Below are 4,718 nucleotides of genomic sequence, written 5' to 3' on the forward strand. Positions count from 1 at the left end.
AACGAAAGAACTTCAAAAGAAATGGTCCACTGGTTACATTCCAAACTGGTCTATGGTTATGAACCAGCTTCTTTTACATGATCAAATTAAGTGTGTAAGTTATTAAGTATCTTGAATAACTTACACACTTAATTTGACAAAGCCTTTGTAGTTAATTTAAATTAATTTCTGATTTAGAAGTTCCTAATAAATTATTTTGTACTTGCAATATTTTATTACCTTTATTTATTAAATCCTCAGATACATCAAATGCTATTTTACCTGTCATTTCGCTGTCAGGATTTAATTTTTCGAAAATAAAATCATTTTTGATGCTGCCATCTTCCCCTTGATTTGCTGATAAAGAACCTTCTGAATCTGGTTCAAGAGTCTTGTCGCCGATTTTTAATTTAAACATATTACTGTCTAAAGTAACAGGATCATTACCATTGTTTTTAACAGTAATTTCAACAATAAGGTATGTACCTTTAGCTTCATGAGGGACAAAGCTATTTCCAACAGTTTTGGAGTTATTTACAGACTTAACTGTATAATCTAAATCATCAGTTTTTACTTTATCGCCGATTTTAAATGTCTTTTCATCTTTTTGATTTTTCTCCGACGAACTTTTATCTATAGAGCTTGTTGAACTTGAAGATTGATTAGAATTACTACCTCCAATCATAACAGTACATGCTCCTAATAAAACTCCTAAAATAACAATAACTCATAGACAGCCGAAGCATCCCCAAAGTAACCTCTTTTTATTATTAGGTTTACTATCTTGCATATAAATTACTCCTTTCAAAAGTTATTATATTAATACATACTGATGTATTTAATATCATATATAAGTTTTATTTTTGTTATTTTTTGACAATATGGGATAAAAAAACAACGCTTAAACATATCAATAGCAGAATTAAGAGATTTGAGATCTAAATCAAAAAAAGACCACCTACAGAGAGATGATCTTTTTTTGATTATCATTTTTCTACTGATTGTCGTTTTTTCTCGTAATATTCTAATTTCAATTGATGCCATTTGTCATAATCAGAACTTGTGATTTGCTTAATGACTTTTGCTGGATTTCCACCTACGACTGTATTGGGTGGCACGTCATTTGTTACGACTGCTCCTGATGCGATTACAGAGTTTTCTCCTACCGAAACGCCTGGTAATACGATTGCATTTCCACCAATCCATACATTATTTCCAATATTAATTTCATGACCAAATTCTAATTGTTCATTTCGAATTGTTGGATCAATAGGATGACCTGCTGTATATAAACTCACTCTTGGACCGAACATAACATTATCACCAATATTGATACGATTGACATCTAAAAATATACAGTCCATATTTGCATAAAAGTTCTCACCGATATTAATATGTCTACCGTAATCAACATAGAGTGGTGGATGTAAGTATATATTTTCTCCTGTCTTACCAAAAAGTTCTTTTTCTAATTTAATAATTTCATCACTATTTTCAATAGGTGTATGATTAATTTTATCTGCTAGCATTTTTCCTTGTTTTGAACCATTAGATTCATGGATATCGTGCGCTAAGTATAGTTCACCTTTAAGCATTTGCATATAATCAAAATCATTCTGCATATCATAATTCCCCTTTATATGTATATGAGCATATTATATCTTGTTGAACTTGTATATACAAGTTAAGAGGTTAATGATGTTATTTGATTCATTACATTTATTGCTATAAGTTAGATAAATCTATGAAAAATTCTTTTTGCCAATTTTGAGTTTGACTCGCAGTCTTATTTAAATGATTTTCCCATGGTGGGTAAACTCTCATTGCCATTTTTCCTTTTACTTCGAGATTACTTATGATTTTCTGCTTAAGTAGAATATCTTTAGGAAAAATAAACAGCCCTTTTTTATTATCATCTAGTATAGCTATGATGAGTTTATCTGGTGTTTCTGAATATGTATAAGGTATGTTTTGATTATTATGATCTTTAACCCAAAATACGACAAAATAACCTTTTTTATTGGCAGTCTTTTTAGCACGTCTACTTCTATAAGTAATATCTTGAATTTGAAAACTACAAGCTTCATATTTAATATTAAGTTCTTCAAGTTTGTAGTATTCAATGGGTTCATCATTAAAATAGCTTTTTATTAATTCAGTTGACTCAAACAATTGCAAACCTCCTTATATGACTTTTCATAATTGATTATAACAAAGATTGTCCTATTACATTCGATGTTGAAATATTCTAGTATTCCATTGTTTTTATACCCTTTTTAAGTACTTAAAAAGGGTATAATAGTAGTTGAATATTAATGAGATTTTGACACTTTCTAATGTTTAGAAAGTGTTTTTATTTTATAAACATATTAAAGGGGATTCTATGGATATTACAATTTGGACACTTGTTATTTTTTCAATTCTGTTAGGGGCTATGGTAAGAATTGTGTTTGGTTTTGGTGAGGCTTTGGTCACAATGCCATTACTTGCTTTATTAAATTTAGATTTTAAATTGTCTATTTCTGTGGTGGCAATTGTTGGATTATTAGTGGCTTTACCTGTGTTTATAAGAAGTCGTGGCAATCTTGATTGGTCTATTATTAAACGTTTATTAATGGGTTCTATTATTGGGACGCCTATTGGGATTGTAATTGTTAAATGGGCGAATGAAGATGTGATTATTAAATTTTTAGGGGTATTTATATTATTGTACGGTGCTATTAATCTTATTAATTATTATAAGAATATATACCAAGTTAAATTGAATATTCCAAAGTTTTATGATTATATTGCAGGTGTTGTTTCGGGTGTTTTAGGTAGTGCATATAATAGTCACGGTGTACCGATTATTATATATGGAACATTGAAAAAATGGCATGTTACAGATTTAAAAAACATTTCACAAGTACATTTTTTTATTACAGGTTGTTTTATTGTCTTTAGTCACGGTGTTTCAGGATTTTGGTCAATCTCACTTTGGTATTTATTATTGGCCATTTTACCGCTTCTCATCCTAACATTATGGCTGGGTCATATCATCAATAATAAAATTGATCAACGTGCTTTAATTAAATATATTTATATGTTGTTGATTTGTTTCGGAATCATCATGATTGTTAAATAATGAGAGAGGAATTACGCAATGCAAATTTTTAGAGTTCATGAGAATCATGAAATAAGCGCAAAATTTCTAGATAACCGACGTCTTTCTAAACAAGTATTAGAACTTTATCAAATTATTAATGTTTGTATAGCTAAGCTCGAATATATTGATGGCAATACACGTTATTTAAGTCATCCTATCGTGAAGCATGTTTTTAATGATGGCTATCCGTATTTAGCTGACACATATCACTTATTATTAGCCATGGATAAAGAACATAGAAGAAGAGGTGGGAAAAGGTCAAAAGACTTTGAACATCAAATTTCAAATATGGGTAATTTGATTGATACTGGTATTAAAGATGGTGCATTTTCTACTGAAAAATTACCACCTATATTTGTTTATGGTGAAACGAAATTAATGAGTGACGAAGCTTATTTAGAATATGAAAAATTATTATTTATGAAATGGACAGCAGATAAAATTGCACCTCGGTGTAATGTAAGTAGGTGATATCATGAGTAAGAGAGCAGATATTGAAAAGTTATGGAGACATGAAAAATATAATGTTATGATGCATAGTCAAAAGTCATATTTAGATATAAGAGAATCTTTAAAGGGAGATATCACATATGACGATTTACAAAGTAAAATTGATGATGCAAAAGCCATAGTTCCGACTAAAGGTTCAATCATCAACACTTATGATCATATGTGGGGGTATTTTAAGAAAATTGCTACTGAAGAAGAACGTAACCAATATTTGAAATATAAATCACAATATCAAGAAAATGAAATTCAATACCAATGTTTAATTACATTTATATACAAGCTTGCTGTGAAATATAATCAAAAGTATTTATTAGAATCTACTATTTTAAATTGATTTACCTATCTAAGTTTAATGATGATTGTATAACCATGAATAGGGTAAATATTATATAGAAAGTAGATTTTCAAGGAGGCTGAATATAATGGAAGAACGTGTATATCAAAAAATGTGGGACACTTTAAAAAAAGAAGTGCAATTCAATATAGTGGAACTCGAACAAATGGAAGAAGAAAACGAATCTCCAGGATTAAAAAAAGCCCAAAACATGATGGATCATTTAGAGAAAGAGTTTATCAAAAATTCATAATCAATCATAATCATTTAAAAACATTTAAATTTGTTCTGTAAATCTATAAAATATATGTAATTATACAATATTAATAATCATTTACATCAATTCTCTCTAGATTCACTTAATATAGTTTTGTAGTATTTATATATTAAGTTTTTTGGAGGCAGTTATGTTTTTTGATAAAAAGATTATCGTATTTGAGAATTTAGAGAATAAATACAATCAAGAAGAAGCAAAAAATATATTTTTGAGACATTCCATTGATTATGACTTTATTACAATAAGTAGCCAATCTATTATTTTAGGTGGATTACAATATCCTTCAGCACAGAACAAAGAACAATTTATTGCTGATTTTAATGACTATTTAGGGAACTAATGCATTTAGCTGTCATCAAGTTTAAACCTTGAGACAGCTTTTTTTGTGTAATTAAAACCATACGCTATGCGTATGGTACAGTATGGTTTCACCGTTGTATTAAAAAATGCATCTCTACATGCTAGAATAATAT

Annotated in this window: 8 protein-coding genes; 5 read left to right on the plus strand and 3 right to left on the minus strand. The window is 28.8% G+C overall.

The features are described from left to right. Positions 1 to 151: 151 nt before the first annotated feature. The 3 genes from LQ611_RS13550 to LQ611_RS13560 all read right to left on the minus strand — a co-directional run bounded on the left by LQ611_RS13550 (position 152) and on the right by LQ611_RS13560 (position 2,151). Entirely contained in the window at positions 152 to 664 is a 513-nt protein-coding gene (locus LQ611_RS13550) for a DUF4352 domain-containing protein (protein ID WP_107573252.1), read from the minus strand. 301 nt (positions 665 to 965) lie between these two features. Then, positions 966 to 1,601, minus strand: a complete 636-nt coding sequence (locus LQ611_RS13555; protein ID WP_025905855.1) for a sugar O-acetyltransferase — start codon at positions 1,599 to 1,601, stop codon at positions 966 to 968. A gap of 103 nt (positions 1,602 to 1,704) precedes the next feature. Next, on the minus strand, positions 1,705 to 2,151 hold the full coding sequence (locus tag LQ611_RS13560) for a MepB family protein (RefSeq protein WP_210142864.1): 447 nt from the start codon (positions 2,149 to 2,151) through the stop codon (positions 1,705 to 1,707). A gap of 211 nt (positions 2,152 to 2,362) precedes the next feature. Here LQ611_RS13560 and LQ611_RS13565 point away from each other — a divergent pair, with 211 nt between their 5' ends. From LQ611_RS13565 to LQ611_RS13585, 5 genes are all read left to right on the plus strand, one after another. Then, the gene (locus tag LQ611_RS13565; RefSeq protein ID WP_107596979.1) at positions 2,363 to 3,103 is read left to right on the plus strand and encodes a sulfite exporter TauE/SafE family protein; all 741 of its coding nucleotides are present in this window, start codon (positions 2,363 to 2,365) and stop codon (positions 3,101 to 3,103) included. A gap of 18 nt (positions 3,104 to 3,121) precedes the next feature. Then, the gene (locus LQ611_RS13570; RefSeq protein WP_025905858.1) at positions 3,122 to 3,595 is read left to right on the plus strand and encodes a pyrimidine dimer DNA glycosylase/endonuclease V; all 474 of its coding nucleotides are present in this window, start codon (positions 3,122 to 3,124) and stop codon (positions 3,593 to 3,595) included. A 4-nt stretch (positions 3,596 to 3,599) separates the two neighbouring features. Further along, complete coding sequence (locus LQ611_RS13575) at positions 3,600 to 3,968, plus strand: YbgA family protein (protein ID WP_025905860.1); 369 nt, start codon at positions 3,600 to 3,602, stop codon at positions 3,966 to 3,968. Positions 3,969 to 4,056: 88 nt separating this feature from the next. Beyond that, complete coding sequence (locus tag LQ611_RS13580) at positions 4,057 to 4,221, plus strand: hypothetical protein (RefSeq protein ID WP_162841924.1); 165 nt, start codon at positions 4,057 to 4,059, stop codon at positions 4,219 to 4,221. A gap of 154 nt (positions 4,222 to 4,375) precedes the next feature. Continuing rightward, the gene (locus tag LQ611_RS13585; protein WP_037587900.1) at positions 4,376 to 4,585 is read left to right on the plus strand and encodes a hypothetical protein; all 210 of its coding nucleotides are present in this window, start codon (positions 4,376 to 4,378) and stop codon (positions 4,583 to 4,585) included. Positions 4,586 to 4,718 lie beyond the last annotated feature (133 nt).

The organism is Mammaliicoccus sp. L-M44 (assembly GCF_022386355.1).
Classification (GTDB): domain Bacteria; phylum Bacillota; class Bacilli; order Staphylococcales; family Staphylococcaceae; genus Mammaliicoccus; species Mammaliicoccus sciuri_A.

What these genes read in the sequence shown, in the direction of transcription:
- LQ611_RS13550 (WP_107573252.1), bottom strand. Translation starts at nt 664, where the DNA reads ATGATTGGAGGTAGTAATTCTAATCAATCTTCAAGTTCAACAAGCTCT.
- LQ611_RS13555 (WP_025905855.1), bottom strand. Translation starts at nt 1,601, where the DNA reads ATGCAGAATGATTTTGATTATATGCAAATGCTTAAAGGTGAACTATAC.
- LQ611_RS13565 (WP_107596979.1), top strand. Translation starts at nt 2,363, where the DNA reads ATGGATATTACAATTTGGACACTTGTTATTTTTTCAATTCTGTTAGGG.
- LQ611_RS13570 (WP_025905858.1), top strand. Translation starts at nt 3,122, where the DNA reads ATGCAAATTTTTAGAGTTCATGAGAATCATGAAATAAGCGCAAAATTT.
- LQ611_RS13575 (WP_025905860.1), top strand. Translation starts at nt 3,600, where the DNA reads ATGAGTAAGAGAGCAGATATTGAAAAGTTATGGAGACATGAAAAATAT.
- LQ611_RS13580 (WP_162841924.1), top strand. Translation starts at nt 4,057, where the DNA reads ATGGAAGAACGTGTATATCAAAAAATGTGGGACACTTTAAAAAAAGAA.
- LQ611_RS13585 (WP_037587900.1), top strand. Translation starts at nt 4,376, where the DNA reads ATGTTTTTTGATAAAAAGATTATCGTATTTGAGAATTTAGAGAATAAA.